Here is a 26730-nt window from a genome sequence, read left to right on the forward strand (position 1 = left end):
CATGAAGCGACACGCTTGAACCGCCGAAACTAGGAGGAGATTCTTTCATGGCCATCAGCCAAGCTACGATTGACCAGCTTTCCGTTACGACGATCCGCACGCTTTCCATCGACGCGGTCGAAAAAGCCAACTCCGGCCACCCGGGCATGCCGATGGGCGCTGCGCCGATGGGCTACCAGCTGTTCGCCAAGACGATGACCCATAACCCTTCCAACCCGACCTGGATCAACCGCGACCGCTTCGTGCTGTCCGCAGGACACGGCTCGATGCTGCTGTACAGCCTGCTCCATCTGTCCGGGTACGATCTTTCCATCGACGACCTCAAGAGCTTCCGCCAGTGGGGCTCCAGAACGCCGGGCCACCCGGAATTCGGCCATACGGCAGGCGTAGACGCAACGACGGGACCGCTCGGCCAAGGCGTCGGCATGGCCGTCGGCATGGCGATGGCGGAAGCTCATCTCGGCGCCGTCTACAACCAGGACGGCCTCGAGCTGGTCGACCACTACACGTACGCGATCTGCGGCGACGGCGACCTTTCCGAGGGCATCTCCAATGAAGCCGCCTCGCTCGCCGGCCATCTGCAGCTCGGCAAGCTCATCATGCTGTACGATTCCAACGACATCTCGCTCGACGGCGAGCTCAGCCTGAGCTTCTCCGAAAATGTGGCCAAGCGCTTCGACGGCTACGGCTGGCAGGTGCTGCGTGTCGAGGACGGCAACGACTTGAACGCGCTGGCGGCGGCCATCGCCGCGGCCCAGGCCGAGAAGTCCAAGCCGACGCTGATCGAAGTGAAGACGATGATCGGCTTCGGCAGCCCGAACAAGGGCGGCAAGGGCGGCCATGGCGGCACGCACGGCTCCCCGCTCGGCGCCGAAGAGACGGTTCTGACCAAGAAGTTCTACGAGTGGGCTTCCGAAGAGCCGTTTTATGTGCCGGACGAAGTCCGCGCGCACTTCGCGGAAGTGAAGCAAAAAGGCGAGCAGGCCAATGCCGCATGGGACGAGAAGTTTGCCAAGTACGAGCAGGCGTATCCGGAGCTGGCCGCGCAGTTCAAGCGCTCCGTCAGCGGCGACCTGCCGGAAGGCTGGGACGCGGATCTGCCGTCCTACTCGCCGTCCGACAAGGCGGTCTCGACTCGCGTCGCTTCCGGCAACGCGCTGAACGGCCTCGCCAAGAACGTTCCTGCCCTGGCCGGCGGCTCCGCCGACCTGGAAAGCTCCACGATGACCCATCTCAAAGGCATCGACGTGTACAAGCCGGGCAACTATGCGGGCCGCAACATCTACTTCGGCATCCGCGAGTTCGGCATGGCCGCCGCGATGAACGGCATCGCGCTGCATGGCGGCATGAAGATTTTCGGAGGCACGTTCTTCGTGTTCACCGACTACCTGCGTCCTGCAGTACGCCTGGCTGCGATCATGGGCCTGCCGGTCACCTACGTGCTGACGCATGACAGCATCGCGGTCGGCGAGGACGGCCCGACGCATGAGCCGGTCGAGCAGCTGGCGAGCATCCGCGTCATTCCGAACCTGACGGTCATCCGTCCGGCCGATGGCAACGAGACGTCCGCCGCGTGGGCGTACTCGCTCGAGAACAAGAAGAATCCGGTCGCGCTCGTGCTGACGCGCCAGAACCTGCCGATCCTCGAAGGCACGGCCGAGAACGCTCGCGAGGGCATCAAGCGCGGCGCTTACGTCATCTCCGACGCACAAGGCGGCAAGCCGCAGGCGCAGCTGCTGGCGACCGGCTCCGAGGTGCAGCTGGCCGTCGCCGCCCAAAAGGCGCTCGCGGCCGAAGGCATCCAGGTCCGCGTCATCAGCATGCCGAGCTGGGATCTGTTCGACAGCCAGGACAAAGCGTACCGCGATTCCGTCCTGCTGCCGGACGTCAAAGCCCGTCTCGCGATCGAGATGGCGCATCCGTTCGGCTGGCATCGCTACACGGGAGACGGCGGCGCGGTGCTCGGCATCGACACGTTCGGCGCTTCCGCCCCTGGCGACCGCGTCATCAAGGAATACGGCTTCACGGTGGAGAACGTCGTCGCCAAGGTCAAAGAGCTGCTGTAAGCGGCAGACCTTTCCGTCGGCACGATCCCCCGGATATTCATGGAGATCAGCGGCGTTCCGCTGCAACATGCCGGAGAAGGCTCCCCGCCTTTTCCGGCTTTTTCTTGATCCATTGTTGTGGTATGCTAAAGCGGTAAAGAGTCGAACCACTACCACCCGAAGGAGCACGAATTCATGTCCCAATTCGAAAACGTCACCGCCGTCAAAAAGGCGAACATCTACTTCGACGGCAAGGTGACGAGCCGCACCGTCCTGTTCCCGGACGGAACGAAAAAAACGCTCGGCATCATGCTGCCCGGCGAATACGAGTTCGGTACCGACAGCAAGGAGATCATGGAGATTCTGGCCGGCGGCCTGAAGGTCCAGCTGCCGGACAGCGAGGAATGGATCGCGATCGAAGGCGAAGGCGAGTTCACCGTGCCGGCAAATGCGAAGTTCAAGCTCGTCGTGAGCCGCGTGACGGATTACTGCTGCAGCTATATCCAAGAGTAGAAACGCCCTCATTTCCCTGATCTCTTCTGAAACGAAGGCAGGCCGTCTACGGACAGCTTGCCTTTTTGGCGTTTAAAGATCCATCGGAGAGACATGGGACGCGCATCCCCTCACATAGGCTCAAGAGGATGACAGCCGCATCAAAGAGGGAGGGATCCGCTCATGTCCTATTACAAGGAACCGCCGCCGCAGCTGCCGGTGGACCAGCCGGCCTATGTCGGAGGCTGGCAAGGCGCATGCGGACCGATCGTGCCGGTCGCCGGCGTGCCGCAGCCGAACCAATACGTGACGGCGCTCGATCCGGTATTCGTGCAGCATATCAGCCGCCAGCAAGGCCAGCCGATAGCGGTTGAGACGACTTCGGGGCGGATCGAGGGGATGCTGGCCGGCGTAGCCGTCGATCATATCCAGATCGATCTGGCCGATCGCTCGCTGCATGTCCGCATCGCGCATATCGTTTATTTCGAAGGGCCGCTGGCCTCCTATCGGTGAAAAGAAAAAGGGCTGAGCGCCTGATCCGGATGTCCGGACGGAGCGTTCAGCCCTTCGTCATGGCAATCAGCCGTTCTCCGGCCGTTCGCCGAGAGGCTGGCCGATCCACTGCTCGTACAGCTTGGCGACCGCGATCAGGTCCTCCTGGTCGTAGCCGGCCGCGCTGCCGGCCTGGAACAGGCTCTTGGCGGCTTCGAGCATCGGCGTCGGCACGTTCAGGCCGTCCGACAAGGAGGAGGCGAGCCGCAGGTCCTTGAGCATGAGCGCCAGCGAGAACTGCACGCTGTAGTCGCCCTCCAGCAGCTTGGACGACTTGAGCTCGGCCGCCTTGCTGCCGGCGCCGCCGGCGCGCACGACTTCGAGGAACTTGGCCGGCTCGAGGCCGCCGCTGACCGCGATCGACAAGCCCTCGGCCAGAGCCAGGTTGTTGATCGCGACGATGGCATTATGGCCGAGCTTGGCGACGGAGCCGCTGCCGGACGGGCCGAGATGCACGATTTTGGTGCCCATCGCGTCCAGCACGGGGCGGACGCGCTCCAGCAGTTCCGCTTCGCCGCCGGCCATGAAGACGAGGGTGCCGGATACGGCGGCCGGCTTGCTGCCCGTCACCGGGCAGTCGAGGAAGCCGCAGCCCGTCTCCGCCGCCGCGGACGCGAGCTCGCGCGCCAGCGCGGGGGAGATCGTGCTGTGGTCGATCAAAGCCGTCCCGGGACGCACGGCGGACAGGATGCCGCCCTCGCCGCGGTACAGCTCCCGCACGACATCGTCGTTGCTGAGCATCGTGATGACGACGTCGGCCGCGCGGACCGCCTCGGCCGGCGATCCGGCTTCCGCGGCCCCAAGCTCCTTGAGGTCCTCGGCCTTGCCCGGCGTACGGTTCCAGACGGCGACGGAAAAGCCTTTGCGGACGAGGTTGGCGGCCATCGGCGAGCCCATCGTGCCGAGGCCGATAAAAGCGATGGATAAAGTCATGCGAAACACCTGCTTTCTTCGAAAGTTCATCGAGCGCTGAAGCATCTCTTTCAGTCTACCATAGCGTTCGTGAAGCTTCCATGAAAGGGGTCTGGGGTTGCTTGTTTTCGCCAGCCGCATCCAGTATCCTTAGGACATGCCGCAAGGCGAACGGGACCGGCCCCGGCGGCCGGACGCGAGTATGGACGGGTGCTCTCACCCGAACTTGAAGGAGGCATTTTTCGTCATGAGCAAAACGATCCGCTTCGACTACAGCAAGGCGCTCGGATTCCTGGGCCAAAACGAGATCGACAACCTGGAGGGCCCGATCCGCCTGGCCCACGAGCAGCTTCATAACGGAACCGGAGCCGGTTCCGACTACCTCGGCTGGATCGACCTGCCGACCGCATACGACAAGGAAGAGTTCGCCCGCATCAAAAAGGCGGCGGACAAGATCCGCTCCGACTCCGAAGCGCTTGTCGTGATCGGCATCGGCGGCTCCTACCTCGGCGCGCGCGCCGCGATCGAGATGCTGTCGCATTCGTTCTACAACGTGCTGCCCAGCGGCGAGCGCAAAGGACCGCAGGTGTTCTTCGCCGGCAACAACATCAGCTCGACGTATGTGACGCATCTGCTGCAGGCGCTCGAGGGCAAGAACTGGTCGATCAACGTCATCTCCAAGTCCGGCACGACGACGGAGCCGGCACTGGCGTTCCGCGTATTCCGCGAGCAGCTGGAGAAGAAATACGGCAAGGAAGAGGCGCGCGGCCGCATCTACGCGACGACGGACAAGGCCCGCGGCGCGCTCAAGAAGCTCGCGACGGAGGAAGGCTACGAGTCGTTCGTCATTCCGGACGACGTCGGCGGACGCTACTCCGTGCTGACGGCGGTCGGCCTGCTGCCGATCGCCGCGGCCGGCATCGACATCGACGCCATGATGCAGGGCGCGGCCGACGCTTCCAAGGAATATGCCAACCCGAACGTGGCGGACAACGAGGCGTACCAGTACGCCGCGGCGCGCAACGCGCTGTACCGCAAGGGCAAGGCGACGGAGATCCTCGTCAACTACGAGCCGTCCCTGCACTTCGTCTCGGAGTGGTGGAAGCAGCTGTACGGCGAAAGCGAGGGCAAGGACCACAAGGGCATCTTCCCGGCGGCCGTCGACTTCTCCACCGACCTGCACTCGATGGGCCAATTCATCCAGGAAGGCAACCGCAACCTGTTCGAGACGGTCATCCAGGTCGGAGAGCCGCTGGAGCAGATTACGATCGGCAGCGATCCGGACGATCTGGACGGCCTGAACTTCCTCGCCGGCAAGACGATGGACTTCGTCAACAAAAAGGCGTTCGAGGGCACGCTGCTCGCGCATACGGACGGCCAGGTGCCGAACCTCGTCGTGAACATCGCCGACCTGACGCCGTATACGTTCGGCTATCTCGTCTACTTCTTCGAGAAGGCATGCGGCATCAGCGGCTACCTGCTCGGCGTGAATCCGTTCGACCAGCCGGGCGTCGAGGCGTACAAGAAGAACATGTTCGCCCTGCTCGGCAAGCCCGGCTACGAGAAGGAGAAGGCCGAGCTGGAAGCCCGCCTGTAGGCGGACGGCTCGATGCTGGACCGCTACCGCTCGCTCCGGGAGCCCGGCTCCAAGGAGATCGTCATCAAGAAGTCCCGTTTCATCGGCTACGGACGTCCGGTGGAGAGCGAGGCCGAGGCGATCGCGTTCATCGAGGAGATCAAGAAGCTCCACTGGAACGCGACGCACAACTGCTCGGCCTATGTCGTCGGCGAGCGGGACGAGCATCAAAAAGCGTCCGACGACGGCGAGCCGAGCGGCACCGCCGGCAAGCCGATCCTTGAGGTCATCAAGCATCAGGGCCTCAAAAACGTCGCGATCGTCGTCACCCGCTATTTCGGCGGCATCATGCTCGGCGCCGGCGGCTTGATCCGCGCCTACACGGACGGCGCTGTCGCCGCCATCGAGGCGGCCGGCGCGATCACGAACGTGCTGCATCGCGAGATTGCCGTCGAGGTCGACTATACGTGGTACGGCAAGCTGGAAAACGAGCTGCATGCCCGCGGCGTGCTTGTCGGCAGCGTCGACTTTACCGACCGCGTCGTCGTCCGCTGCCTGCCGCCAGCCGCCGAGTCGGACCGCTTCATCGACTGGATGACCGACCTGACCCAGGGACAGGCCGGAATTTCCGCCGGCGAGACGATCTATGTCGCGCTCGAGGACTGACCGGCCGTCCCGCGCTTGAATTCATGCATCGGGCGGCGCTCGTTGCGCCGTCCTCCCCCAAAGCTGTTCCCCGTCTGCCCGCAGGCGAGGGAGCGGCTTTTTTGCGTCGGGCCGGGGAGCGGCCTTATTCCGAGTAAACCGACCTTTTTCGCATTGACGGAATCGCGGGGACTCTGGTACAGTAGCGTTAATACCAAGTAACTTAATGGGAATATTGAAATCCGATTAGCGCAAAGAATCGTACCTTCGTGGGCACGAGCTTAGGAGGTTGTCCGGCAACGTGAACATCAGGCTTCGCAGCAGCTGGTGGAGCTTCGGCTTTCGATCGGCGATCCTGCTCTACTTTTTTCTTCTTGTCATTCTTCCGATCTTCGGCATCTACGTCCAGTCGTTCTCGCTCGGCTGGGGCGCCTTCGCCGACAGCGTGGCGGATCCGATCGCCTGGAAGGCGGTGCTGCTGACGGTCCGGCTGGCCGTGCTTGCGGCGCTCATCAACGTCGCGCTCGGCACGATGATCGGCTGGGTGCTCATCCGCTACCGCTTTCCCGGGCGCAGGGTGCTCAACAGCCTGGTCGACCTGCCGTTCGCCCTGCCGACCGCCGTCGGCGGCCTCATGATCCTGCTGCTGCTCGGTCCGAACAGCTGGGCGGGGCTCGCCGCGGAGAAGCTCGGCTTCGAGATCGTCTTCCACGAGCCGGCCATCGTGATCGCGATGGTGTTCGTCACGTTCCCGTTCGTCATCCGCGGCGTGCAGCCGCTGCTGGAGGAGATGGACGCCTCCGAGGAGGAGGCGGCCTACACGATGGGCGCTTCCCGGCCGCGCACCTTCTTCCGGGTCATCCTGCCGACAATGCTGCCCGGCATCGTCAGCGGCGGCATGCTGGCGTTCTCGCGGGCGCTCGCGGAGTTCGGCGCGGTCGTGCTCGTCGCCGGCAACATTCCCGGCCGCACGCTCGTCGCCTCGGTGTACATCTTCGGCCAGATCGAGAGCGACGACACCCAGGCGGCCGCGGCGGTATCGGTGCTGCTGCTGACGCTCAGCTTCCTCATCCTGTGGGGCATCAACCTCGTGCAGGGAAGGAGGAAGCGCACATGAGAAGGCTGTGGATCGGACTGACCTATGCGGTCTTCGCGCTGCTGATCGTCGTGCCGCTCGTCAAGATCGCGACGGGCTCCCTCGAGGACGGCGTCTCGGGCCTGCTGGACGCGCTGCTGCGCCCGGAGGCGCTCCATGCGCTCATGATGACCGGCATCATCGTCGTGTTCGTCACGCTCATCAACACCGTCTTCGGCGTCATGCTGGCCATCTACCTCGTGCGGGCCGCGTGGCTGCATCCGCGGATCAAGGGGCTGCTCAACAGCATCGTCGACCTGCCCTACGCCGTCTCGCCGGTCATCGGCGGCCTCATGATCGTGCTGCTCGTCGGACCGGACACGGCGCTCGGAGCGCTGCTCGAAGGGGCGGGCATCAAGATCGTCTACGCCCTGCCGGGCATGGTCATCGCGACGCTGTTCGTCACGTTCCCGCTCATGGTGCGCGAGGTGATGCCGGTGCTGCAGGAGATCGGGAGCCAGCAGGAGGAGGCCGCGACGATGCTCGGCGCGTACTCGTGGTACACGTTCTGGAAAGTCACCTGGCCGTCGATCCGCTGGGGCGTCATCTACGGCGTCGTGCTGACGGTCGCCCGCACGCTCGGCGAGTTCGGAGCCGTGCTCGTCGTCTCCGGCAACATCATGAACCTGACGCAGACGGCGACGACGCTCGTCTATCAGGATGTAGAGAACTTCAACGTAGTGGCCGCGAACGGCGTGGCGCTCGTGCTGGCGGCATTTTCCGTCGGGCTGCTGCTGCTGATGGAATGGGCGAAAAAGCGAAAGGAAGTGCATTGACATGCATATCGAGGTCAAGGGGCTGAGCAAGTCGTTCGGCGATTTCAAGGCGGTCCAGGACGTAAGCTTCGGCATCAAGAAAGGCCATCTGATCGGCCTGCTCGGACCGAGCGGCGGCGGCAAGACGTCGATCCTGCGCATGCTCGCGGGATTGGAGGCTCCGACCGCCGGCGACATCCTTTTCCACGGCAAGCGCGTCAACGACCTGCCGCCGCAGGAGCGGGGCATCGGCTTCGTCTTCCAGAACTATGCGCTGTTCAAGCATATGACCGTGTTCGAGAACGTCGCCTTTGGCCTCAAGGTCAAGAAGCTGCCCAAGGATGCGATCCGCGAGCGCGTGCAGAGCCTGATCGAGCTGACCGGGCTCAAAGGCTTCGAGCATCGCTATCCGGCCCAGCTGTCCGGCGGCCAGCGCCAGCGGGTGGCGTTCGCCCGCGCGCTCGCGCCGGAGCCGCAGCTGCTGCTGCTCGACGAGCCGTTCGCGGCGATCGACGCCAAGATCCGCTCCGAGCTGCGCACATGGCTCAAGGAGATGATCGAGCGCGTCGGCATCACGTCGATCTTCGTCACGCATGACCAGGACGAGGCGATCGAGGTCGCCGACGAGATCATGATCATCAGCAAGGGCCGCCTGGAGCAGAAGGGCACGCCTTGGGAGATCTACAAAAATCCGGAGACGCAGTTCGTCGCCGAATTCATCGGCGAGTCGACGACGGTCGACAACGTCGCCGCGCTGCACGGCTTCGAGGAAGCGGCCGCCTGGACCGGCACGAGGGGCCTCATCCGTCCGGAGTACATCGAGATCGGCAAGCCGGGCGAGATCACGCTCGCCTCGGCGACGATGCGCGGCGTCGTGCGTCATATCCATTTCCGCGGCAGCGAGTGGATGGTCGAGCTCGAGATCGGCGACATCCGCCTCATCACCTACCGCTCGCTGGAGAAGGATGTGCTGAAGCCGGGCGATCCGGTCGACATCCTCATCCACCGCGCCTATCTGTTCAACGAATCCGACAGCTGGATCATGGAGAACAAGCTCAAAGTCGATCCGATGCCTGTCATCATCTAAGGGAGAATGCGATGCCAACGAATCGGACCCGAACCCCTTCCCTTCGCAGGGCGGGCGGGATAGCCGGCAGCCTGCTGCTTCTGCTGGGACTGCTGAGCGGATGCTCCGGATCGGCCGCCCCGAAGGCCGATCCGGCGGCTGCGCAAGGAGATGTGACGCTCGTCATCGGCGCCTACTCGGTCGTCAAGGACGTGTTCGCCGAGCTGCTGCCGAGGTTCAAGGAGCAATGGAAGGAGCAGACCGGACAGACGGTCGTCTTTCAGGAGTCGTACGAAGCGTCGGGCACGCAGGCGCGCGCGATCATCGGCGGCTTCGAGGCCGACGTCGCCGTGCTGGCGATGGAGGGCGACCTGCAGCGCATCCGCGACGCAGGGCTGATCGAGCATGACTGGCGGGAGGGGCCTTACCGGGGCAACATCACGACGTCGATCGCCGTCATCGGCACGCGCGCCGGCAACCCGCTCGGCATCCGCGGCTGGGAGGATCTGATGAAGCCCGGCGTCAAGGTGCTCTATCCGAATCCGCAGACGAGCGGCGGCGCCCAGTGGGACATCAACGCCATCTACGGGGCGGGGCTCAAGCAATCGGAGCGCGAGACGGGCCAAAAGGATCCGGCCTACGCGAAGGGCTACCTGGAGCGCGTGCATGCGAACATCGAGTCGCTCGACAAAAGCGGGCGCGCGTCGATGGCCGCGTTCGAGTATGGCGTGGGCGACGCGATCGTCACCTACGAGAACGAGCTGCTCGCCCGGATCGCCAAGGGCGTCGACTACGACATCGTCATCCCGGACGATACGATCCTGATCGAGAATCCGGCGGCCGTCGTCGACCGCAACGTCGACAAGCGCGGGACGCGCGAGGTGGCGGAGGCGTTCCTGGAATTCCTGCGCAGCGAGGAGACGCAGCGGTATCTGGGCACCCAGGGCTTCCGTCCCGTCGAGCCGCAGGCCGCAGCGGAGGCGGCAGCGAGCTATACGACTCCGCCCGGCTTGTTCGACATCCATTACCTCGGAGGCTGGCCGCAGGTCAAAAAAGAGCTGTACTCCAAGCGCGGCATCTGGTACCAGGTGCTGGCCGGCATCTGATCGCCATGGCCCCGGGCCTGGCTTGCAGAGCCCAGCCCGAGGCGAGGCTCGAACCCGCTGAACCCGCAAAAAATCCAGGCCAGCCGGAACGATTCCGGCTGGCCTGGATTTTTCATTTGCCGAAGCTCAGCTCAAGATGAACTTCTCCACGACATGGGCGACCCCGTCCTCGTTGTTGGACAGCGTGACGTAGTCGGCCAGCTCCTTGAGCGCGGGCTGCGCGTTGGCCATGGCGACGCCGAGGCCGGCCTCCATCAGCATCTCGCGGTCGTTCCAGGCGTCGCCCATGGCGATCGTCTCGTCCAGCGAGCAGCCGACATGCTCGGCCATGAAGCGCAGCGCATGGCCCTTGGTGCCTTCCTTGTGCATGAACTCCAGGTAATGCGGCTTGGACTTGGTGATGTGCATGCGGCTGCCGAGCAGCGGCTGCAGCTCCGCGGCGATGCGATCGAGCAGCGCCGGCTCGTCGATGACGAGCATCTTGAGCAGCGGCCGGCTCAGCAGCGAGCCGAAGTCCGGCTCGACGACATAAGGAATATTGGACTGGCGCGCGTAGGCCTTGACCTTGTCGTTGTCCTCGCGCACGTACAGCCGGTCGTCCACGTACAGCTGCAGATGCAGTCCCCTTTCCGTGCAGAAGCGGTCCAGCTCGGCCGCCGCATCGGCCGGCACATAGCGCTCATAGAGCACCTGGCCGTCCAGCAGCGTCTTCACGAGCGAGCCCTGGTACGTGATGATCGGCACGTTGAGCGCCAGTCCCTCGGCGACCTGGCGGGCGGAGGCGAACATCCTTCCCGTCGCGAGCGTCACCGTCACGCCGCGCTCCAGAGCGGCGGCCAGGGCGTCGCGCGTCGCGGGCGTCACCTCCAGCTCGTCGTTCAGCAGCGTGTCGTCCACATCGATTGCAATCAGCTTGTACATCGGTTTCTCTCCTGTCTCTATTCGGCCGGGCCGCGAGCTTGATCCCTCTCATTGTACCGGACGCCGGCGCAGGGCGACAAGCCGCGCCGAGCCGGCAAAATTGAACGCGCCTGCCAAATGAGATAAAGTGAAGGGATACAGAAACTGAGGCCTTCGGGCGGAAGCGGAGAGATCAGTCATGAGAGAGCGCGGAACGGCCGCTAGGCAGCGGCTGGCGACATGGTGCGTACTGGGAGCGGCGGCGGCGCTGATCGTCGGCTTCGGAGCGGGCAGGATATCGATGCTCGTCCAATACCCGGTGCTGAAGGAGAAGGTTTTCGCCAATTTTAACGCCTCCTATAAGGAAATCAACAAGGACTTCCTGTTCGGAGCCGAGCCGGAGGCGCTGCTGAACGGAGCGACCAAGGGCATGCTCGCTTCGCTCGACGATCCGTATTCGGTCTACTTGCCGGGCAGCGAGGGCCAGGACTTCGTCCAGAGCTACCAGCCGGAGTTCGTCGGCATCGGCGTGCAGGTGCGGCAGGAGGAGGGGCGTTATCTGGTCGATACTGTCATCAAGGATACGCCGGCCGAGAAGGGCGGCCTGCTGACCGGGGACGAGATCGTCCAGGTCGACGGGACTCCGGTCAAGGGCATCAGCATGGACAAGCTGGTCGCGCTGCTCCGAGGCGAGGAGGGCACGAAGGTCAAGGTGACGCTCGCCAGATCCGACGGGCCGCAGCTGACCGTAGAGCTGACGCGGGCGCCGATCCCGGTGACGACGGTGACGCATGAGCTGCTGGAGGACGGCGTCGGCCGGATCACGATCTCCCGCTTCGCGGAATCGACGGCCAAGGAGTTCGAGACGTCGCTGAAGGCGCTGCAGGACAAGGGCATGAGCCGGCTCGTGCTCGACCTCCGCTCCAATCCGGGCGGACTGCTGACGCCGACGATCGAGATCGCGAACCGGCTCGTTCCGAAGGACAAGCTCATCCTCGAGGTCGATTACAAGGACGACAAGAAGGTGCAGAAGTACTACTCCAAGCAGAAGACGAAGCTCGAGCTGCCGATCGCGGTGCTCGTCAACGGCCAGACCGCCAGCGCCGGCGAGGTGCTCGCCGCGGCGCTGAAGGAATCGGCCGGAGCGACGGTCATCGGGACGACGACGTTCGGCAAGGGGATCGTGCAGAGCTTCGGCCAGTTCAACGACAAATCCGTGCTCAAGCTGACCGAGGCGCAGTGGAAGACGCCGAGCGGCCAGTCGATCCACAAAAAAGGCGTCGAGCCGGACGTCAAGGTGGAGCTGCCGTCCTATGCGACGCTGCCGATGCTGCCTGCGGGCGAGGAGAGCAAGCAGGGCGACTACGGCGATTACGTCAAGACGCTGCAGACGATGCTGCAGGCGCTCGGCTATCCGGCGGCGCCGGTGCCGGGCGTGTTCGGAGAGCAGACGACGGAGGCCGTGCGCGGCTTCCAGCGGGACAACGGCCTGGAGGCGACAGGCGTCGTCGGCGACAAGACGTCCCACGCGATAATGGCCAAGCTGCGCGACAAGCTGCAGCAGGAAGATCCGCAGCTGCGAGAGGCGCTCGACCAGCTGAAAAAATGACCGTAAAAAGACCGTACCGGAGGCGAATGCCCCCGGCACGGTCTTTTTACGGCTGCGACGAGCGCTATTGCTCGGTCAGGACGATCGGCCCGCCCTCCACGATCGCGATCGTATGCTCGAACTGCGCGGAGCGCTTGCCGTCCATCGTCCTGCAGGTCCAGCCGTCGGTCTCGATGAACATCTCGAGCTTGCCCTCGTTGATCATCGGCTCGATCGTCAGCACCATGCCTTCCTTGAGGCGGAAGCCCTTGCCTGGCTTGCCGACGTGAGAGAAGTTCGGCTCCTCGTGCAGCTGCCGCCCTACGCCGTGGCCGAGCAGGTCGCGCACGACCGAGAATCCGTTCTGCTCGGCATGCTTCTGCAGCGCGTGCATGACGTCGCCGATGCGGTTGCCCGGCTGGGCGAGGGAGACGCCGATGTCGAGGCATTCCTTGGTCACCTGCATCAGCTTGCGCGAGCTCTCGGGCAGCGTGCCGACCGCGTACGTCCAGGCGGAGTCGGCGATCCAGCCGTCCGCCTGGGCGACGATGTCGATCGTCGCCAGGTCGCCGTCCGCGAGCGGCGCGTCGCTCGGGAAGCCGTGCGCGATGACGTCGTTGACGGAGGCGCAGGTCGCGTATTTATAGCCGTTGTAGCCGATGGTGTAGGGGATCGCGTCCTGGCTGCGGATGTAGGCGTCGACCATCCGCTCGATCTCCATCGTCGTCACGCCGGGGCGGATCATGGCGCCGATGCGGCGATGGCACTCGGCGACGATACGGCCGGCCCGGCGCATCTGCTCGATTTCTTCTGGCGTTCGGATCGGTATGGACATGGCGGTTCCTCGCTTTCGTTGACTTGCCTCTAACGTTACTCCTCCAGCCTTGCTCCGGTCAACTGCGGGGCGGATCGCATGAAAAAGGCCGCGTCTGCGGCCCGGACTGTCCCTAGCTTTTGCGCGCTCAGCCTCTGTCCCGGCTCTCGTCCTTCGCCGGCGCGGGCTCGACCTTGCGCATATGGTCGTCGCTCAAGTAGCTTTCCCCTTTGCGGTCGCCGCGCTTGCGGCTCCACAGGATGAGCAGCACGACGACGACGATCGTCGCGATCACCCCGACATTCAGAAAGCCTCCCAAAAACAGAAATCCATTCCTTGCCGTATCGTTCATCGCCATCACCTCTTGATTTACCTTACCCTGCGCGGACTGCGGCTACTCCACGCCCAGGGGCGATATGGTACAATAATGCGACAACCCCAGCCGCTGGGCGGCTGACAGGAGGCAACCGAGAGACGATGAGCCAATCTCCCTTTAAAATGAGGTACTTGCGCGTGAAGGAAGCGGTCAAGGCGGCCGGCTTCGACAAGGCGATCTTCACCTCCCCGGCGACGATCTATTATTTGACCGGCTTCTACAGCGATCCGCACGAGCGGTTCATGGCGCTCGTGGCGGAGCCGGGAATGGACGGCTATACGCTGTTCGTACCCGCTCTCGACGAGGAGAGCGCCCGCGGAGCGGCGAGCGTGGAGCGGCTTGCGGCCGTCGGCGACACGGATCGCCCGTATGAGCTTCTGCAACGCCTTTGCGGAGCTTCCGCTGCCCGGCGGATCGGCGTCGAGAGCTCTCATCTGACGCATGCGAGCTTCGTCCGCATGGCCGCCGTCTACCCGCAGGCGGACTTCGTGGACGCCGGTCCGCTCATCATGAGCCTGAGGCTGTTCAAGTCCGCGGACGAAATCGAGCGCGTCAAGACGGCTGTCGCGCTCGCCGAGCAGGTGCTGCAGGAGGCGGTGTCCAAGGTGCGCCGCGGCGTGTCGGAGCTCGAGCTGAACGCGGAGATCGAGTACCGCATGCGGGCGCTCGGCGGCGACAGGCCGGCGTTCGAGACGAGCGTGCTCGGTGGCGTGCGCAGCGCGTTGCCGCATGGCCGCTCGAGCAGCTACCAGCTGCAGGAGAACGACTTTCTCCTGATCGACATGGGCGTGTTCAAGGATGGCTACTGCTCGGACATTACGAGGACCTTCATCCTCGGCGAAGGCTCGGCGTCGCAGCTTCGGATCTACGACGCCGTGCTTCAGGCCAACCTCGCCGGCATCGCCGCCGCACGCGCCGGCAGGCCGCTCCAGGAAGTCGACCGGGCCGCGCGGGCCGCGATCGAGAAGGAAGGATTCGGCTATTATTTCAACCACCGCACCGGCCACGGGATGGGGCTGGAGATCCACGAGCAGCCGTCCGTGCACGGAGAGAACTCGGACCCGATCCAGCACGGCATGCTGTTCACGGTCGAGCCCGGCGTCTACATTCCCGAGCTGGGCGGGGTGCGGATCGAGGACGATATCTATATCGGCGACGACGGCGAGGCGCAGGTGCTGACCTCGTATCCGAAGGAGCTGACGCGGCTTTAGGCCGGGCGCGCAGGCAAGCGCGGGACAGCATGCCAAAAGGGACGGCCCCGATAGGAGAATCGGGGCCGTCCCTTGTTGTCGGGGCGGAAAATCCGCTCCGTCTGCGGCGCAAGCGCTAGCTGTCCGCCTCGACGACGAGCGTGAAGTCGTCATAGTGGAACGCCGGGGCGACGATGCAGGTGACGAATACGGGCTCGTCGCCGAGCGGACGGGCCGTCTGCCACGCGCCGGCGGGCACGAGCGCCTGCGGCGACTGGCCGGCTGCGATGTCGAGGCCGAGGATGAGCTTCTGCTGCTCCTCCGGCTTGTCTCCGTGGCCGCCGAGCGTCAGCTCCAGCGGGCCGCCGGCGTGGAACAGCCACAGCTCGTCGGACAGCACCTTGTGCCATGCCGACTCCTCGCCGGGATGCAGCAGGAAATAGACGGAGCTGGCAGCGGCGCGCGCTCCGGAATAAGGGGCGCCAAGCACTTCATGCGGGATCTGGTAGGAAGCTTTCCACATTTCCTTGAACCAGCCGCCTTCGATATGCCGCTCCATGCCGAGCAGCCCGACATACGGCGACAGATTGGATGTTTGGGTCATGGCAGGATTCTCCTCTTCGCGTTGGACTCGCTTCACTATAGCATGCGCGCCGCGAGGATTCCAAACGCGGGCTTGTTCCCGTGGACAACTCTTCTAGACGGATGGTAGAATACGGGAAGTTTCGTATAAACCGGTACGTTCGGCTTGTACTTGAAAAGAGGGATCCCGACCATTGACCAGCTTTAAGATTCGTCCCGTCCGCTGCCTGTCCGCGCTGGCCGCGCCCGTGCTGGCTGTCGCCCTGCTCGCGTCCGGAGCCTCCCCGGCGGCGGCCCAGCCTGCCGCCGTCCAGGCGCCGGCAGCCAAGGCCGCCGCGATCTCCGTCACGCTCGACGGCAAGAAGCTGAGCCTGCAGGCTCAGCCGATCCAGAGCAAGGGCACGATCCTCGTGCCGATGAAGGATCTGTTCAAGGCGCTCGGCGCCACGGTCACCTGGGAGCCGACGACCCGCACCGTCATCGCGAGCAGCGGCGGCTATCTGACGCTGACGCTCCAGATCGGCGCCTCCCACGCGGCGGTCAACGGCAAGAGCGTCAAGCTCGACGCGCCGGCGACGGTGCGCTCCGGCGTGACGTACGTGCCGATCCGCTTCGTCTCGGAGGCGTTCGGCGCCGCCGTCCGCTGGGATGCCGCCGCGCGCGTCGTGCGCATCCAATCCGAGGAGGCGCAGTTCGAGGAGCGGCTTCAGCGGGAAGAAAAGGCCCGCGAGGCGCGCCGCCTGACGACCGCCCAGATCGTCGCGAAGAACGACGACAGCGTCGTTCTCATCCAGACCGACTACGGGCAGGGCAGCGGCGTCGTCGTCGGCGACCGCTACGTGCTGACGAACCTGCATGTGATGCAGGACGCCAAGTCCGGCTTCGTCAAGACCAACGACGGCCGCTCGCTGCCGATCGTCGGCGTTGCCGCCTACGACGAGAAGGTCGATCTGGCGATCGTGCTGACCAAGGATGAGCTCGATCTCGATCCCGTGACCTTCGGCAGCTTCGACGACATGCAGAAGGGCGATCCGGTCGTCGCCATCGGCAGTCCGCTCGGCGTCCAGAACACGGTGTCCGTCGGCGTCGTCAGCAACTTCGGCTACGATGGCGGCAGCATCTATTACCAGATCAGCGCCCCGATCGACCACGGCAGCTCCGGCGGCGGCCTGTTCAACCAGTACGGCGAGCTGATCGGCCTGACGACGTCCGGCTACGAGGATACGGCGGCCGACCTCAACTTCGCCGTGGCGTCCGAGGATGCGGTGGAGCTGATCCGAACCGCCGCCATCGATCCGGCCAAGGTCGGCTTCCTGAAGCCGACGCTGCCGGAGACGCTCGTCGGCGCGCCCGAGGGCGAGATCGCGAGCCTGCTGGCCAAGCAGTTCGACAGCGTGTCGGCGAGCGACGGCGAGCTGAAGCTCAAGGGCTGGACCGCAAAGCGGGACGCGGACGGCTGGCTGCAGCTGTCGGCGGACATCGACACCGATTTTTATGACTACTACGGGTCGAAGATGCAGAAGAACCTGCAGATCTGGGCGGCCAATACGGCGCATGAGCTGCATCGGATGCTGCCAAAGGACAAGATCCGGCTGAACCTGTTCTATTCCAAAAAAGTCGGCTTCGAGCCTCGCGACTATGAGGCCGGCGCCGTCTCCGCGCTGCCGGACGGCAAGTGGCAGGTGCGGTATTCGATTCTCGACGTGCAGTTCCAGGACGAGCTGCTGATCCGCCTTCACCCTTGACTTCTTGACTTGCAGCACTTATTTTTCTTTCAGCCGCCCGGGACTTCCCGGGCGGCTGTTTCTTTTCGGCGAGGATTGCGGTATCATGAACGTTGATTTGAAGGAGGTTGCCGTCATGAACGTCGTTCTAGCCACGCTGAACGCGAAATATATCCATACCTCGCTCGCCTTGCGCTGCTTGAAGGCTTACTGCGAGAAGGACTTCCCGATCGAGATCGCGGAATATACGATCAAGGATCCCGTCATGAACATCGTCTCGGACCTGTACGCCAAGCAGCCGCAGGTCATCGGCTTTTCCGTCTACATCTGGAACATCGAGGAGACGATCAAGGTGATCCGCGTCCTGCGCAAGATCATGCCGGACGTGCGCATCGTCATGGGCGGTCCCGAGGTCAGCTACGACACGGGCGAGTGGCTGGACAAGCTGCCCGAGGTCGACTTCATCATCCACGGCGAAGGCGAGGAGACGCTCCATCATCTGCTGCAGGAGATCGCGGGCGAGGGCAAGTACCATCTCGTCTTCGGTGCGGCTTACCGGCGCGTGAAGAACGGCGCGCAGGAGACGGTCGTCAACCCGCCGCGGCCGAAGCTGAACCTGGCGGAGCTGCCTAGCCCTCATCGCTTCCCCGAGGATCGGGAGTCGCTCGCGAACCGCGTCGTATACTTCGAGACGAGCCGGGGCTGTCCGTTCAGCTGCTCGTTCTGCCTGTCGAGCATCGAGGTCGGGGTGCGGTACTTCGACATCGAGCGGACCAAGGCGGACCTGCTCTATCTGATCGAGGCAGGAGCGAAGACGATCAAGTTCGTCGACCGCACGTTCAACATCAAGCGCGACTACGCGCTGGAGATGTTCAAGTTCCTGATCGAGAACCACGGCGGCTGCGTGTTCCAGTTCGAGATCACGGCCGACATCATGCGGCCGGAGGTGCTCGATTATTTGGCGGAGCACGCTCCGCCGGGCATCTTCCGCTTCGAGATCGGCGTGCAGTCGACCAACGACGTCACCAACCTGGCGGTCGAGCGCCGTCAAAACTGGAACAAGCTCGTGCGCACGGTGACCAAGGTTAAGGACTCCGGCAAGATCGACCAGCATCTCGACCTCATCGCCGGCCTGCCTCATGAGGACTACGACACGTTCCGCAAGACGTTCAACGACGTGTTCGCGCTGCGGCCGGAGGAGCTGCAGCTCGGCTTCCTCAAGATGCTGCGCGGAACGGGGCTGCGGCGCGACGCGGACAAGTACGGCTATGTGTACGCCGATCAGGCGCCGTACGAGATTCTCGGCAACAGCCTCATGCCGTTCTCGGATCTGATCCGCATCAAGCGGGTCGAGGATGTCCTGGAAAAATATTGGAACGCGCATCGCATGGATCATACGCTGCTCCATCTGATCGACCGCGTCTTCGGGTCAGCGTTCGACTTCTTCCAGCGGTTCGGCGACTTCTGGGAGCGCCAGGGCTGGGAGCGGATCGGCCATCAGCTGGAGGACCTGTTCGCGCGGCTGCGGGCTTTCCTGCTCTCGGACGAGGCGCCGCGCGGCATGGAGCTGGACGTCGTGCTCGGCCTGATGAAGCTGGATTATTTCCTGGGCCATAACCACAAGCCGCGCAAGGTGTGGTGGGAGTTCGGCATGGACAAGTCCGAGCTGGCGGGCTGGATGAAGCGGCTCGCGGATGCGCCGGAGGAGGCGGGAGCGGAGTTCGCGCGGATCGGCCTCGGCGAAAAGGAGCTGCAGAAGCACGCGGTCGTGGAGCGGCTGCCGTTCGACCTGGAGCGCTATCTGCACGACGGCTCGCTCAGCCGCGAAGCGGAGACGCTGCTCGTCGTCCTGTACGGGACGGAGGGCAAGCGGGGAGGGCGCGCGTTCAGCCTGCGGCTCCCTCGCAGGACGGCTGCGGCTCTGTAGCGCCTGCTCGGCATTCGAGCGAGCTGGATATATAAAAAAAGCGTGCCGGATATCCATCCGGCACGCTTTTTGGCATGCATTCGCAAAAGCTTATGGCACGAGGCTGCGCAGCACGGTCAGCTCGCCGTCCAGCGTGCAGGAGCCGAGCGTCGCCGGCAGCAGGAAGCATTCGCCGGCTTTGACCTCCTGCGACTGCCCGTCGCCCCAGGCGATGGAGCCGGAGCCTTCCGCGATGACGAGGATGACGAAGCTGTCCGGCGATACGGTCAGCTCCCACGGACCGCGCACGACGCCTTTGTCGACGAGGAAGTAGGGGGACTCGGCGATCGTCAGCCAGCTGCCCGGCTGCGCGCCGTCCGTCGTCATGCGCGTCGCTCCGGCGCCTTCGTAGGCGATGACGTTGAGCGAGTCCTCGACATGAAGCTCGCGCAGCTGGCCGTCCAGGCCTGGGCGCTTGTAGTCGTAGACGCGGTACGTCGTATCCGAGTTCTGCTGGATCTCCGCGACGACGACGCCGGCGCACAGCGCATGCACGGTGCCGGCCGGGATGTAGAACGCGTCGCCCGCCTTCACCTCGACCTCCTGCATCGTCTCCATGACGCGGTCCTCGTCGATCGCCTGCCGCAGGGCGGCGCGGTCGACCCCGTCCTTGAGGCCGTAGATGATTTTGGCGCCCGGCTTGGCGTCGAGAATGTACCACATCTCCGTCTTGCCGAGCTCGCCGGCCGGCAGTCCTTCGTAGGCGTCGGTCGGATGCACCTGCACCGACAGGTCGTCGTTGCAGTCGAGCAGCTTGATGAGCAGCGGGAAGCGGCCGTTCTTCTCGGAAAAGCCCTTGCTGCCGAACCATTCGCGACCGTAGCGCTCGCGGATCTCGTCGAGGCCGAGGCCGTCCAGCGGTCCGCCGAGCACGGTGGTCGTGCCGTTCGGATGATCGCCGATCATCCAGCCTTCGCCGATGTGGCCGTCGGGCAGCTCCAGGCCGAACTGCTCCAGGGCGCGGCCGCCCCAGACGCGTTCCTTCATTTCAGGCTTGAATTTAAGCGGGTATGGTGCGAGTGTCATCTCTATTTCCACTCCTATTCGAAAGATATGTAAAGGATGATTGCCGACAGGACGGGAGGCCGTCAGGCGGTAGGAGCCTGTCCCGGCTGGAACAGCTCGAGCAGCTCGCCGTCCGGTCCGTAGAAGAAGAAGTAGCGCGCGCCGTTCGGCAGCGTCGTCAGCTCGGTGTCGCGCAGCGGAACGCCGAGCCGCTTGATGCGCTCGAACTCTTCCTCGACGTTGTCGACGGTGAAGGCGATATGATGCGTCTTGCCCTCGGCCGGCAGATCGGAGTCATAGCCCTCGATCAGCTCCAGCTCCGTCTCCTCGGAGCCGGGGAAGCGCAGGAAGGCGAGGCGGATTACGCCGTTCGTGTGCGGCAGCGTGTACGTATGCTCCATGCCGAGCACCTGCTTGTAAAAGTCGATCGAAGCCTCCAGATGCGCCGTCATGACGCCGACATGCTCCAGCTTGCGGATAGCCATTTGATATTTCCTCCTTTTAATGGAATGAACTCGGCTCGGACGAGCCGGTCGGCGAAGCTTTTTTCTCGATGCCGAGCGCGTAGGGCGCGGACGGCTTCTGCACGAGCCGATAGACGGCCGCCTGCGCCGATTCCGCCGGCAGGCCGGCCGCCCAGCGCATCACCTCGTCCGCTTCCTCGGCGCCGCCGGGGTGGCCGGGATAGAGGACGCAGGCGAGGATGCCGCCGGGGCGAAGGACGCGGAGCGCGGCCTCCAGCGCCGGCAGCGTCGTCTGCGGCGTCGTGATGAGGCTCGTATCCTCGGAGCCCGGCAAGTAGCCGAGATTGAACAGCACGGCCGCGATCCGGCCGCGGAGCTCCGGCGGCACGGCCGTCTCCAGCTCGCCGTGCGACTGCAGCAGCAGGGAGGTGGCCGCAGGCAGACGGCCGGCTGCCTGCAGCGGCTCGAGCCGCTCGCGCGTGCGCCGCAGCGCCTCCTCCTGCACGTCGAAGCCGATCAGCGAGCCGCGCGGTCCGACGAGCTCCGCGAGGAAGCGCGCGTCGACGCCGCCGCCAAGCGTGGCGTCGATGACCGCGTCGCCGGGCTGGACGCGCTGGCGCACCCAGCCATGCGCCATGCCGATGACAGAGAGCAGGCCCATCAGCTCCGCTCCCCCGGCTCGCAGCCCGGCGCGTCCTGCGCTGCCGCCCTCATCAGGGCGGCGTACTTGGCGGCGGACAGCTTGCGGCCCGGCTTGGTCAGCGCCGGCGCGTGCTCCGGCTCCGGCAGCAGGCCGGGAGCGGCAGGCTGCCAGAGCCGTCCCTGCCAGGTGCCGCGGCGGGAGAGCTCGTCGTCGAACGCGTTCAGCACTTCCCATTTGCGCAGGCTCCAGGTCGGTCCGATCAGCAGCTCGCGCGGCGCGTCGCCGGTGAGTCGGTGCACGATCATCTCCGGCGGCAGCAGCTCCAGCGTGTCGACGACGAGCTGGACGTACTCGTCCATTTCCAGGAAGCGCAGCAGTCCGTCCTCGTACTGCTTGACCATCGGCGTCTTGCGCATGAGATGGAGCAGATGGATCTTGATGCCCTGCACGTCCATCGCCGCGACGGCGCGGCCGGTGTCCAGCATCATCTCATGCGTCTCCTGCGGCAGGCCGTAGATGATATGGGCGCAGACGCGGATGCCGCGCTCGCGCAGGCGCCGCACCGCGTCGAGGTAGCAGGCGGTGTCGTGGGCGCGGTTGATGAGGTCCGAGGTCGACTCGTGGATCGTCTGCAGCCCCATTTCGATCCAGAGGTAGGTGCGCTCGTTCAGCTCGGCGAGATAGTCGACGACATCGTCGGGCAGGCAGTCCGGCCGCGTCGCGATCGAGAGGCCGACGACGCCCGGCTGCGCCAGGATCGCTTCATAATAGAGGCGCAGCTCCTCGACCGGCGCGTACGTATTGGTGTAGGCCTGGAAATACCCGATGTAGCGGGCGTCGGGCCATTTGAGATGCTGGCGGTCGCGAATTGTATCGAACTGCTGGATGAGGTCGTCCCGGCGGCTGCCGGCGAAGTCTCCCGAGCCGCGCGCGCTGCAGAACGTGCAGCCGCCCGTCGCGACGGCACCGTCGCGGTTCGGGCAGGTGAAGCCGGCGTCCAGCATCACCTTGAATACCTTGCCGCCGAACTGCTCTCTCATCTCGTAATTCCAGGTATGGAACCGCTTGTCTCCCCACAGGAGCGGGGAAGAGGCGGATGGCGTTGCAGCTTGCATGTCGGCTCCTTTCAAAAACGCTCGGATTCGGCGGTCGGACGGCCGCAGCCGCCCGCCGCGTCGGGTTGCTACCATCATACCCGAATTTCGCTTCCGCGCCAAAGGTCTCCGGGCATGCAGGTCTGCGGCCCGAGGTGGACAAGCTGGAAAAAATAAATAATGAAAGCGCTTATTTTGGGCTTGATAAACCTTACATGATGTGTTAAATTGAAGAGGAAAGAAATCAATTAAATCAAGGGTTTTTCATCACTTGAACGCTGCCGCGACCCTGATTTTCATAAGCGCCCGATCTCCTGGGAATGCTGTAAAAAAATCCATGAGGTGATGAACATGAACACGGTGAAAATTCCGCAAGGCGACAGCAAGGTCACGATCGAGCTCACGGTCAAGGAACTGATGGCCCTCGCCGGAATTCGGTTCCACGGCAATCACCGCCTTGAAATCGAGGCCCGCCGCAAGCTGAACCATGTGCTGTCCGAGACGTACGAGCTGGAGCAGCCGATCCCCTATCAGATGCTGAACTAGCATCCACTCTTTCGAACCGAGCGGTTTCCGCGGCAGGCACAGCCTCCCGGAGCCGCTTTTTCTTTACAAGCGGAGCTGTCTTAGGCACAATAGGACGGTAGAGTCTGCTTAGGCCGACGGCCGAGGCTATTGGAGGAATAATCGAATCATGCGCTTGAGAGGAAGAAAAGGCATCCGCGAGGAGCTGGAGGCGCTGCCGCGCCTCGTCGTGCTCGATGCCGAGAAGCATAAAGGCAAGTGGAAGGAATTTTTCGGCAACGACAAGCCGATCCATGTGGAGCTGGGCATGGGCAAGGGCAAGTTCATCAGCCAGCACAGCGTGCGCAACCCGGACGTGAACTACATCGGCGTGGACATGTACGACGAGCTGATCCGCCGCGCGAGCGAAAAGGCGCTGCTGGCGAGGGAGGAGCTCGGCCTGGAGGGCTACCCGCCGAATCTGGCGCTGCTGCGCGCCAACATCGAGAACATCTCGGATATGTTCGCCCCCGGCGAGCTGGAGCGGATCTACCTGAACTTCAGCGATCCGTGGCCGAAGTCCAAGCATGCGCGCCGGCGGCTGTCGCATCCGCGCTTTTTGGAGCAGTACGCGGTAATTCTCAATGAATACGGCGAGATCCATCAGAAGACGGATTCGCGGCTGCTGTTCGAGTTCTCGCTCAACAGCTACGCCGAGACGGAGATGCAGATGCGCGCCATCTCGCTCGACCTGCATCGCGACGAGGTGCGGGACGATCTGGTGCTCACCGAGTACGAAAGCAAATTCATCCAGCAAGGGCTGCCGATCCACCGCTGCGAGGTCGTCGTCGGAGCTTCCGCGCTCGCCGCATACCGCGACGAGAAGAACGCCCGCCGCAGCCGCGAGGCGGCCAAGGAGCGCGAGGACCTGGAAAAGGCCAAGCTTCACGGCTCCCAGGCGTGAGCCTGCCGCCGCAGCGGACCTGATAACGAAAGCGAACCGCCCGCCGTTCCCTTGCAAGGGGACGGCGGGCGGTTCGCTGCGCTGCCTCCGGCAGCGGCAGCCTGTCCGCCGCGAGCGGCCTAGCTGCCGATGAACGAGATGGCCAGCAGCGCGGTCAACGTGCCGAGCAGCGCTCCGGCGCCGACGTCGGACGGGTAATGAAGTCCCAGGTACATCCGGGACCATCCGACCGAACCGGCGATCAGCGCGGCGGCAGCGACGATGAGCGGCAGCCAGGCGGGCAGCTCGGAAGCGGCAGCGTACGACAACGGGACGATCCAGGCGAAAACCGCTGTCGTATGGCCGGAGGGAAAGGAGGAGTCCGCCAGCGGGCTTTTGCCCGTGCGGACGCCTTCGATCGCCTGGTAGGGCCGCAGCCGCTTGAGCGTGCGCTTGACGACGGCGACCGGAATATGGCTGACGACGACCGCCGCGAGGCTCTGCCAGCCGGCGAGCTCCCAAGCTCCTTCGCCGAGCAGCAAGAGCAGCAGGGAGGCGCTCAGCGTGAACGTCGCTCCGCCCATATGCGTCACGGTCGACAGCCAGCGCCTCACGACGGCGCCGAGCCTCGCTCCCGCAGGGCCGCGGTTCAGCCAAAGCAGCAGCCTTCGCTCCTTCATGCGGAGCCAGCCGATGAACATCGCCACTCCTCCCGTCGGTTTGGTATTCTGTACCCCTATCATAACCTTCCGCGTGCGATCTGAATATGTCGCAGCTTCATTCTAAAGCAGATTTGTTAGGGCTGAATGAAGCGAAAGCCGTTTTAGGTTTCGCGGGCGTGGTAATGATGGGAGGAAGGACGCATCCGCTGGCGGATGCGTCCTTGAAGCGAAACCCGTCGTTCACCGGATTGTCACCGCCTTTTGTCGGACCTTGGAGAACTTTTCGAGGCGGTCGCTCGTCGGTAAGGACGAAAGCATCAAAACGCCAGCAAATGAATGGAAGAAGCGGTTAGCGCAAGCAAATGAGGGCATCCTAGTCTTTAATGCTCGTTGCAAGCGTTTTTCCCCTTGCTTTGAGCCGAAACGAAGGGGATTCGCCTTTTGACAAAGCTACGGGTTCCGTGGAAAATCAAAAGGGCCGTTTCCAGAAAAGCTGACATTAAAAAAACCAACACAGAGAGAAAAGAGCCCGCAGCATGTACAGAGAGAATATTAAAATCGGGGTCTCAAGGGGGCAACACAAATGATCGCGAGTTCCATCATGATCGCATTGCAAATTTTCCTGGCATTCGTCGGAATCTATCAGTTCGGCTTGGCGTTGTTCGGCATCGTCCGCAAGAAAAAGACGATCCGGCACAAGCCGCAGAAATCGTTCGCCATTCTTGTCGCGGCCCACAACGAAGAGAAGGTCGTCGGCGCGCTGATCGAGAACCTGAACCGCCTGGATTATCCGAAAGAGCTGTACGACGTGTTCGTCATCTGCGACAACTGCACGGACGGCACGGCCGACATCTCCCGCAGCATGGGCGCGCACGCTTGCGAGCGGTTCAACAACCAGCTCAAAGGCAAGGGCTACGCCATCGAATGGATGCTGAAGGAGCTGTGGGCGATGCCCAAGCAGTACGACGCCGTCGTCATGTTCGACGCGGACAATCTGGTGAACACCGATTTCCTCATCCACATGAACAATGACCTGTGCAATGGCCATCAAGTCATCCAGGGCTACCTCGATACGAAAAATCCGGACGACTCCTGGGTCACGGCATCCTACGGCATTACCTACTGGTACTGCAACCGCCTCTGGCAGCTGTCGCGCCGCAACCTCGGCATGGCGAACTTCCTCGGAGGCACCGGCATGTGCTTCGAAAGCGGCCTGCTGAAGGAAATGGGCTGGGGCGCGACGAGCCTCGTCGAGGACCTGGAGTTCTCCATGCGCTGCGTGCAGCGCGGCGTGCATCCGGTGCTCAACTACGAGGCCAAGGTGTACGACGAGAAGCCGGTCTCCTTCCGCGCCTCGGCGCGCCAGCGCCTGCGCTGGATGCAGGGCCACTTCACCGTCGCCCGCCAGTATTTCTTCCCGCTGCTCTGGGCCAGCATCAAGGAGCGCAATTTCGTCAAGTTCGATGCGGCGCTGTACTCGTTCTCGGTCTACAGCACGCTGCTCGGCTTCGTCGGCACCGTCGTCATCTGGATCGATTACGTGCTGCCGGCAGACAATGTGTTCTCGTCGATCTATGCGTATCTTCCATTCTGGGTGCCGGCCGTCGCGCTCGCGTCCGCCGCGCTTATGTTCCCGCTCGTCATGGCGCTTGAAGGGATCAAGTCCGGCAAGATGTACGCCCATCTGCTGTCGATGATCGTCTTCCAGCTCAGCTGGCTGCCGATCACGTTCTATGCGTTCTTCACGCAGAACAACAAGCAATGGAGCCATACGCAGCATACGCGCGTCATCCGCCTGGAGGAAGTGCAGAGCAAGCAGGCTTCGTAGGGCGGTTGACAGGCAGCTCGTCGTCATGGTACATTAGTTCAAGTGTTCTTGATTTCATGCAATTTACAACGACATATTCGCACAAGCAGGAGCGCCCGCTTCTCACCTGACCGACGCCGTCGGCTGGTATGCGATACGCAATATGGCCGCCTTCCCTCCTTGC

At 63.8% G+C, this 26730-nt stretch carries 26 protein-coding genes; 16 read left to right on the forward strand and 10 right to left on the reverse strand.

Annotated features, from left to right (window positions below; all coding sequences use genetic code 11):
• Nucleotides 1-47 precede the first annotated feature (47 nt).
• The 3 genes from tkt to GE073_RS07455 all read left to right on the forward strand — a co-directional run bounded on the left by tkt (nt 48) and on the right by GE073_RS07455 (nt 3050).
• Complete coding sequence (gene tkt / locus GE073_RS07445) at nt 48-2066, forward strand: transketolase (RefSeq protein WP_153783150.1); 2019 nt, start codon at nt 48-50, stop codon at nt 2064-2066.
• Nucleotides 2067-2240: 174 nt separating this feature from the next.
• Nucleotides 2241-2558 carry a pyrimidine/purine nucleoside phosphorylase gene (locus GE073_RS07450; RefSeq protein ID WP_101808798.1) on the forward strand — a complete coding sequence of 106 codons (318 nt, stop codon included), beginning with the start codon at nt 2241-2243 and terminating at the stop codon, nt 2556-2558.
• 162 nt (nt 2559-2720) lie between these two features.
• Nucleotides 2721-3050 carry a DUF2642 domain-containing protein gene (locus tag GE073_RS07455; RefSeq protein WP_153783151.1) on the forward strand — a complete coding sequence of 110 codons (330 nt, stop codon included), beginning with the start codon at nt 2721-2723 and terminating at the stop codon, nt 3048-3050.
• Nucleotides 3051-3116: 66 nt separating this feature from the next.
• On the opposite strand, the gene GE073_RS07460 is transcribed toward GE073_RS07455, so the two are convergent.
• Nucleotides 3117-4052 (reverse strand): NAD(P)-dependent oxidoreductase, encoded by a 936-nt coding sequence (locus GE073_RS07460; protein WP_127464401.1) that lies wholly within the window; start codon nt 4050-4052, stop codon nt 3117-3119.
• A 196-nt stretch (nt 4053-4248) separates the two neighbouring features.
• Here GE073_RS07460 and GE073_RS07465 point away from each other — a divergent pair, with 196 nt between their 5' ends.
• The 6 genes from GE073_RS07465 (at nt 4249) to GE073_RS07490 (ending at nt 10284) form a co-directional block, all read left to right on the forward strand.
• Nucleotides 4249-5598, forward strand: a complete 1350-nt coding sequence (locus GE073_RS07465) for a glucose-6-phosphate isomerase (RefSeq protein WP_028599957.1) — start codon at nt 4249-4251, stop codon at nt 5596-5598.
• Nucleotides 5599-5610: 12 nt separating this feature from the next.
• Nucleotides 5611-6243: a YigZ family protein gene (locus GE073_RS07470; protein ID WP_028599956.1), complete on the forward strand. Its 633-nt coding sequence runs from the start codon at nt 5611-5613 to the stop codon at nt 6241-6243.
• A 280-nt stretch (nt 6244-6523) separates the two neighbouring features.
• Nucleotides 6524-7339 (forward strand): sulfate ABC transporter permease subunit CysT, encoded by an 816-nt coding sequence (gene cysT, locus GE073_RS07475; RefSeq protein ID WP_028599955.1) that lies wholly within the window; start codon nt 6524-6526, stop codon nt 7337-7339.
• Nucleotides 7336-8133: a sulfate ABC transporter permease subunit gene (locus GE073_RS07480; RefSeq protein ID WP_028599954.1), complete on the forward strand. Its 798-nt coding sequence runs from the start codon at nt 7336-7338 to the stop codon at nt 8131-8133. The genes cysT and GE073_RS07480 overlap by 4 nt, the downstream gene beginning before the upstream one ends.
• 1 nt (nt 8134) lies before the next feature.
• Nucleotides 8135-9199, forward strand: a complete 1065-nt coding sequence (locus tag GE073_RS07485) for a sulfate/molybdate ABC transporter ATP-binding protein (RefSeq protein WP_028599953.1) — start codon at nt 8135-8137, stop codon at nt 9197-9199.
• Between the two features lie 11 nt (nt 9200-9210).
• Nucleotides 9211-10284, forward strand: coding sequence for a sulfate ABC transporter substrate-binding protein (locus GE073_RS07490; RefSeq protein ID WP_028599952.1), 1074 nt, complete (start codon nt 9211-9213; stop codon nt 10282-10284).
• A gap of 126 nt (nt 10285-10410) precedes the next feature.
• Here GE073_RS07490 and GE073_RS07495 read toward each other — a convergent pair whose 3' ends face one another.
• Nucleotides 10411-11205, reverse strand: coding sequence for a Cof-type HAD-IIB family hydrolase (locus GE073_RS07495; RefSeq protein ID WP_028599951.1), 795 nt, complete (start codon nt 11203-11205; stop codon nt 10411-10413).
• Between the two features lie 178 nt (nt 11206-11383).
• On the opposite strand from GE073_RS07495, the gene GE073_RS07500 reads away from it, so the two are divergent.
• On the forward strand, nt 11384-12793 hold the full coding sequence (locus GE073_RS07500) for a S41 family peptidase (RefSeq protein ID WP_153783152.1): 1410 nt from the start codon (nt 11384-11386) through the stop codon (nt 12791-12793).
• A 64-nt stretch (nt 12794-12857) separates the two neighbouring features.
• Here the strand turns inward: GE073_RS07500 and map are convergent, their stop codons facing one another.
• Complete coding sequence (map, locus tag GE073_RS07505; protein WP_101808811.1) at nt 12858-13607, reverse strand: type I methionyl aminopeptidase; 750 nt, start codon at nt 13605-13607, stop codon at nt 12858-12860.
• A gap of 127 nt (nt 13608-13734) precedes the next feature.
• Nucleotides 13735-13938, reverse strand: coding sequence for a hypothetical protein (locus tag GE073_RS07510; protein WP_127464400.1), 204 nt, complete (start codon nt 13936-13938; stop codon nt 13735-13737).
• A gap of 125 nt (nt 13939-14063) precedes the next feature.
• Between GE073_RS07510 and GE073_RS07515 the strand changes: the two genes are divergently transcribed.
• Nucleotides 14064-15173 (forward strand): M24 family metallopeptidase, encoded by a 1110-nt coding sequence (locus GE073_RS07515; protein WP_153783153.1) that lies wholly within the window; start codon nt 14064-14066, stop codon nt 15171-15173.
• A gap of 115 nt (nt 15174-15288) precedes the next feature.
• Here GE073_RS07515 and GE073_RS07520 read toward each other — a convergent pair whose 3' ends face one another.
• On the reverse strand, nt 15289-15756 hold the full coding sequence (locus GE073_RS07520) for a cupin domain-containing protein (protein ID WP_028599947.1): 468 nt from the start codon (nt 15754-15756) through the stop codon (nt 15289-15291).
• Between the two features lie 172 nt (nt 15757-15928).
• On the opposite strand from GE073_RS07520, the gene GE073_RS07525 reads away from it, so the two are divergent.
• A complete protein-coding gene (locus GE073_RS07525) occupies nt 15929-17479 on the forward strand; it encodes a stalk domain-containing protein (protein WP_153783154.1) in 1551 nt (516 codons plus the stop codon).
• A 115-nt stretch (nt 17480-17594) separates the two neighbouring features.
• Nucleotides 17595-19385 carry a B12-binding domain-containing radical SAM protein gene (locus GE073_RS07530; RefSeq protein ID WP_153783155.1) on the forward strand — a complete coding sequence of 597 codons (1791 nt, stop codon included), beginning with the start codon at nt 17595-17597 and terminating at the stop codon, nt 19383-19385.
• A 90-nt stretch (nt 19386-19475) separates the two neighbouring features.
• On the opposite strand, the gene GE073_RS07535 is transcribed toward GE073_RS07530, so the two are convergent.
• From GE073_RS07535 to GE073_RS07550, 4 genes are all read right to left on the reverse strand, one after another.
• The gene (locus GE073_RS07535; RefSeq protein ID WP_028599945.1) at nt 19476-20450 is read right to left on the reverse strand and encodes a type I phosphomannose isomerase catalytic subunit; all 975 of its coding nucleotides are present in this window, start codon (nt 20448-20450) and stop codon (nt 19476-19478) included.
• A gap of 62 nt (nt 20451-20512) precedes the next feature.
• Nucleotides 20513-20914, reverse strand: a complete 402-nt coding sequence (locus tag GE073_RS07540; protein ID WP_101808812.1) for a VOC family protein — start codon at nt 20912-20914, stop codon at nt 20513-20515.
• Nucleotides 20915-20930: 16 nt separating this feature from the next.
• Nucleotides 20931-21554 (reverse strand): tRNA 5-(aminomethyl)-2-thiouridylate-methyltransferase MnmM, encoded by a 624-nt coding sequence (locus GE073_RS07545; RefSeq protein WP_101808813.1) that lies wholly within the window; start codon nt 21552-21554, stop codon nt 20931-20933.
• Nucleotides 21554-22651 (reverse strand): tRNA modification radical SAM protein MnmL/YtqA, encoded by a 1098-nt coding sequence (locus tag GE073_RS07550; protein WP_101808814.1) that lies wholly within the window; start codon nt 22649-22651, stop codon nt 21554-21556. Before GE073_RS07550 ends, GE073_RS07545 begins: the two co-directional genes overlap by 1 nt.
• Before the next feature lie 330 nt (nt 22652-22981).
• Between GE073_RS07550 and GE073_RS07555 the strand changes: the two genes are divergently transcribed.
• Both GE073_RS07555 and trmB read left to right on the forward strand, forming a co-directional pair.
• Nucleotides 22982-23176, forward strand: a complete 195-nt coding sequence (locus GE073_RS07555; protein ID WP_028599942.1) for a hypothetical protein — start codon at nt 22982-22984, stop codon at nt 23174-23176.
• Nucleotides 23177-23324: 148 nt separating this feature from the next.
• On the forward strand, nt 23325-24098 hold the full coding sequence (gene trmB / locus GE073_RS07560) for a tRNA (guanosine(46)-N7)-methyltransferase TrmB (protein WP_028599941.1): 774 nt from the start codon (nt 23325-23327) through the stop codon (nt 24096-24098).
• A gap of 119 nt (nt 24099-24217) precedes the next feature.
• Here the strand turns inward: trmB and GE073_RS07565 are convergent, their stop codons facing one another.
• A complete protein-coding gene (locus GE073_RS07565; RefSeq protein WP_052333463.1) occupies nt 24218-24778 on the reverse strand; it encodes a phosphatase PAP2 family protein in 561 nt (186 codons plus the stop codon).
• Between the two features lie 547 nt (nt 24779-25325).
• Between GE073_RS07565 and GE073_RS07570 the strand changes: the two genes are divergently transcribed.
• Nucleotides 25326-26567: a glycosyltransferase family 2 protein gene (locus GE073_RS07570; protein WP_028599939.1), complete on the forward strand. Its 1242-nt coding sequence runs from the start codon at nt 25326-25328 to the stop codon at nt 26565-26567.
• The last annotated feature ends 163 nt before the right edge of the window (nt 26568-26730 follow it).

The organism is Paenibacillus sp. B01 (assembly GCF_009649995.1).
GTDB lineage: Bacteria > Bacillota > Bacilli > Paenibacillales > Paenibacillaceae > Paenibacillus_O > Paenibacillus_O pasadenensis.

Excerpts from the sequence above, each read along its gene's own strand:
- GE073_RS07510 (WP_127464400.1), bottom strand. The coding sequence starts at position 13,938 with ATGAACGATACGGCAAGGAATGGATTTCTGTTTTTGGGAGGCTTTCTG.
- trmB (WP_028599941.1), top strand. The coding sequence starts at position 23,325 with ATGCGCTTGAGAGGAAGAAAAGGCATCCGCGAGGAGCTGGAGGCGCTG.
- GE073_RS07490 (WP_028599952.1), top strand. The coding sequence starts at position 9,211 with ATGCCAACGAATCGGACCCGAACCCCTTCCCTTCGCAGGGCGGGCGGG.
- GE073_RS07515 (WP_153783153.1), top strand. The coding sequence starts at position 14,064 with ATGAGCCAATCTCCCTTTAAAATGAGGTACTTGCGCGTGAAGGAAGCG.
- GE073_RS07565 (WP_052333463.1), bottom strand. The coding sequence starts at position 24,778 with ATGTTCATCGGCTGGCTCCGCATGAAGGAGCGAAGGCTGCTGCTTTGG.
- GE073_RS07495 (WP_028599951.1), bottom strand. The coding sequence starts at position 11,205 with ATGTACAAGCTGATTGCAATCGATGTGGACGACACGCTGCTGAACGAC.
- map (WP_101808811.1), bottom strand. The coding sequence starts at position 13,607 with ATGTCCATACCGATCCGAACGCCAGAAGAAATCGAGCAGATGCGCCGG.
- GE073_RS07545 (WP_101808813.1), bottom strand. The coding sequence starts at position 21,554 with ATGGGCCTGCTCTCTGTCATCGGCATGGCGCATGGCTGGGTGCGCCAG.
- GE073_RS07500 (WP_153783152.1), top strand. The coding sequence starts at position 11,384 with ATGAGAGAGCGCGGAACGGCCGCTAGGCAGCGGCTGGCGACATGGTGC.
- GE073_RS07480 (WP_028599954.1), top strand. The coding sequence starts at position 7,336 with ATGAGAAGGCTGTGGATCGGACTGACCTATGCGGTCTTCGCGCTGCTG.
- GE073_RS07470 (WP_028599956.1), top strand. The coding sequence starts at position 5,611 with ATGCTGGACCGCTACCGCTCGCTCCGGGAGCCCGGCTCCAAGGAGATC.
- GE073_RS07530 (WP_153783155.1), top strand. The coding sequence starts at position 17,595 with ATGAACGTCGTTCTAGCCACGCTGAACGCGAAATATATCCATACCTCG.
- GE073_RS07520 (WP_028599947.1), bottom strand. The coding sequence starts at position 15,756 with ATGACCCAAACATCCAATCTGTCGCCGTATGTCGGGCTGCTCGGCATG.
- GE073_RS07485 (WP_028599953.1), top strand. The coding sequence starts at position 8,135 with ATGCATATCGAGGTCAAGGGGCTGAGCAAGTCGTTCGGCGATTTCAAG.
- GE073_RS07465 (WP_028599957.1), top strand. The coding sequence starts at position 4,249 with ATGAGCAAAACGATCCGCTTCGACTACAGCAAGGCGCTCGGATTCCTG.
- GE073_RS07540 (WP_101808812.1), bottom strand. The coding sequence starts at position 20,914 with ATGGCTATCCGCAAGCTGGAGCATGTCGGCGTCATGACGGCGCATCTG.
- tkt (WP_153783150.1), top strand. The coding sequence starts at position 48 with ATGGCCATCAGCCAAGCTACGATTGACCAGCTTTCCGTTACGACGATC.
- GE073_RS07535 (WP_028599945.1), bottom strand. The coding sequence starts at position 20,450 with ATGACACTCGCACCATACCCGCTTAAATTCAAGCCTGAAATGAAGGAA.
- GE073_RS07550 (WP_101808814.1), bottom strand. The coding sequence starts at position 22,651 with ATGCAAGCTGCAACGCCATCCGCCTCTTCCCCGCTCCTGTGGGGAGAC.
- GE073_RS07555 (WP_028599942.1), top strand. The coding sequence starts at position 22,982 with ATGAACACGGTGAAAATTCCGCAAGGCGACAGCAAGGTCACGATCGAG.
- GE073_RS07450 (WP_101808798.1), top strand. The coding sequence starts at position 2,241 with ATGTCCCAATTCGAAAACGTCACCGCCGTCAAAAAGGCGAACATCTAC.
- GE073_RS07455 (WP_153783151.1), top strand. The coding sequence starts at position 2,721 with ATGTCCTATTACAAGGAACCGCCGCCGCAGCTGCCGGTGGACCAGCCG.
- GE073_RS07460 (WP_127464401.1), bottom strand. The coding sequence starts at position 4,052 with ATGAACTTTCGAAGAAAGCAGGTGTTTCGCATGACTTTATCCATCGCT.